We start from the raw sequence: 2,942 nt of genomic DNA on the forward strand, positions 1-2,942 counted from the left end.
GCTCTCAAAATATCTTCCAGGATACACAAGCACTGAATCTCCCGGACTTGAAGCATTTATAGCCGGTTGTATGCTCGTATATTGTCCCGCTCCGGTGATATCTACAATTCTGGTTACAGCATGTAGTCCAATGCTCATCATGGATAACAGCCAGGCAATAATACATCTATTTCTTTTCATAAATACTCCTATGAGTGGGGAGGGCATATAGATAATCTTCCTCAAAAATGGAAGCTTGCACATAGTTTTCAATGCTCATTTATTCTCCTTACTGGCTTTGGTGATTACAATATCACCAACATTCTTCCTATCTCTCCCAGAATAGTAAACCCCAAGCATTCTGTTTGTATTCTCTTTTAACTCAAGTGTAGTGGTTCCGATGTGCATATGCATAGTATCAAGTGAAGCTGGTGACGGTGAGTTTATATACCCATAAGTTATTGTGGTGCAATGAGGATTGCTAGTTATTACAGATGCTGTTTGGCTAAATGAAGTTGATGATTCTGTCTCTAAAACAACTAGCAGTTCTGTCCAGTTTTGATAAATTGAAATCGTGATTTTTTTCTCAGACATATAATTATCATATGAGGATTTTATATGCCCATACCACTTTCCCGATATTACAGGGACCTTGACTAATCTGATCTTTTGTAACATACTCCATTTCCAAAGCCATTCGTTAAATATGAGATAAAGGAAGCCAAAGACACCAAAAACAGAAGGAGCTGATACCCAGTAAGACAATGAGACTTGTTTCCTTTCGAGGTAAAAATATATGCCGTAACAGATAACAACGCTTATGATTGCCAGCCAAAACAGAACGATTTTTCGCTCATTAGAATCAGTAGCATAAGGGTGCTTTTTAGCTCCAATCATTCCAAAACCTTATTGCTTCATTAATGAACTTCTTTGCGTCGTTAAGGTTCCACTGAGTATTACCAGTTCCAAATAAGTCATAGAGATCATGCTGACATCTAAACTTCTCTATTAGACCATTATTTCTTGATTTCCCAATGTAATCTAAGATGTTATATGTTGTATTGTAATGATTAGTTCCAAACAGATTGTTGGGCACATTATATAGTAAACACTCGATGAAATATGATGGAGCTTCTTTCTTTGTAATAGCTTGTTTATCAACAAGGTTGTTGCGTATGTTCTTAAACACTCTGATAGTAGGTTTGTACCACGAATTAGTGCTCTGGTGCTTTGAGACCCCATTATTATAATGATAATCTGGATAGTTGATCACTTGAATACCATCTGCCGTCCAAAAAGTAATCCCTTCATAATAGCTCGATAGGTTATCTGTATAAAATCTATACTCAGCGCAAACAACTACATCACAATTCAATGTCCCAGTTGGTTTTACGACCTGTAACGCTTTGTTCTTTTCTTTAACCTTCCGATCATCGTAATAATCAAACAAAGCAGATAGTATGTCTTTCTTGAAATCTGAAAACTGATAACTTGCAGTAGTTAATCCCAGTTGTTTCTTCTGATCAGGCGTTAGATTGTTATAAAAAGTAGATGTTAAAGATACGACAAGATCAACATCCATGTCTCCATAGATATTTGTATCGTTCTTATATGAGCCTTGTAAGTATTTATCGTACAAAATCCCATCAGGAAATTTGCAGGAATCGATCGCATTTCTTACAGATTCATGGGTTTGCTCTGCCGTAACTTGTGCACCAATATGTGACCATGTTTCTAATTGACTTTCTGAGATTGACATGTAACCTCCAAACTTAGTTTACCATAGAGTTTATCATGGTTAAGCACTTCACCCATTTCCCCATATTCTCCCAAGCTTCATTCACATCAGACAGCTTGACTTCCACATGGGCAACACGAGTGTTTCTGAATTCATTCACTTCAGATAGTAGAACGTATAGCTCTCCCATCTTTTCTCCGGAATATGCTTTCTCGACATCATTCCATACTCCATTTGCTCCAAATCCTCCTTTCTGAGCATATTCTAAGCAAAATAGTAATGTCCCTAGCTTCATTATCGGACGCGCAAAGACTAAGTTATCTCTAAGGTATCTTCCAAACTTCTCCAGTACATTTCTTTTCCTATCATAGACATTCGAAAGATCAGGCATAAAGTATGCATCCCTCCTTGATATATCTGTCGGAATCTTACCTTGTAATCCATTTACTAATAAACGCATAGCATAAACATCAAGGTTGAATAGAAGCGGTTGGAATGCATGAGCATAGTCAGTCATTTTGGTTTTTTCAGCGTGATCAAGTATTAGCAAAGCTTGTCTTATACTGTCTTTAATGTCCTCAGGAACACTTTCAACTGCTCCTATACTTTTGAGTTTATCGAACAATGGATCACTAAGATCATTTGTATCAACAGCATCAAAGTCAATAAAAATCTGTTCAGAGACCCCCTCATTGATCAAGTTCTGTAATGAAGGCTCACAAGCCCGGGCAAGTTCTTCCAGGGAGTTTGCAGTGCTTTGCTGGAATAGATGATAAGGTAAATACATGTAATGCCACTTGACTTTCCCTTTTGAAGCAGATTTACACCATTCAATAGCGGCTTTTGCTTTTAGGGCTACCAGATTATCTTCTCTGCCTTTCAGTTCGCACAGGTATATGTCGCCAGACTTTACTCTTACAAAGAAATCGGGTACATATAGAGCTCTATGCTTATCTGGCTTCAGATAATCAATCGTCAGTTTTTGAGGACCTGCATTCTTGGCAAAAGCCTCCACATCATTTAATCTATCACACTCAAATGCAAATTCCTGCTCAAAGCTGCTATCACAGGGCACAAGATTGAACATGGTTCTTCTTGCAGTAACAGCCGGACGTTTCTCTGTGCTTGTAGCTTGGTAAGGTTTCCAGCTTGATAGTCTTGTCTCAGAGCTGTTCCGTTTGCGATCCTGTATAGTGGTTTTTTTAGCCATGATCAGTGGTGTAAA

General features: G+C 38.0%; 4 protein-coding genes. All 4 read right to left on the reverse strand.

Annotated features, from left to right (window positions below):
- Positions 1 to 180 (reverse strand): S-layer protein (locus LHW48_07430; protein MCB5260286.1); only part of this gene is annotated, 180 nt, incomplete at its 3' end.
- Positions 181 to 255: 75 nt separating this feature from the next.
- Positions 256 to 876: a hypothetical protein gene (locus tag LHW48_07435; protein MCB5260287.1), complete on the reverse strand. Its 621-nt coding sequence runs from the start codon at positions 874 to 876 to the stop codon at positions 256 to 258.
- Positions 863 to 1,738, reverse strand: a complete 876-nt coding sequence (locus tag LHW48_07440) for a nucleotidyltransferase (GenBank protein ID MCB5260288.1) — start codon at positions 1,736 to 1,738, stop codon at positions 863 to 865. Before LHW48_07440 ends, LHW48_07435 begins: the two co-directional genes overlap by 14 nt.
- A gap of 13 nt (positions 1,739 to 1,751) precedes the next feature.
- Positions 1,752 to 2,942, reverse strand: a 1,191-nt coding sequence (locus LHW48_07445) for a restriction endonuclease subunit R (protein MCB5260289.1), incomplete at its 5' end; no start/stop codon positions are given.

Source organism: Candidatus Cloacimonadota bacterium, from assembly GCA_020532355.1.
GTDB lineage: Bacteria > Cloacimonadota > Cloacimonadia > Cloacimonadales > Cloacimonadaceae > UBA5456.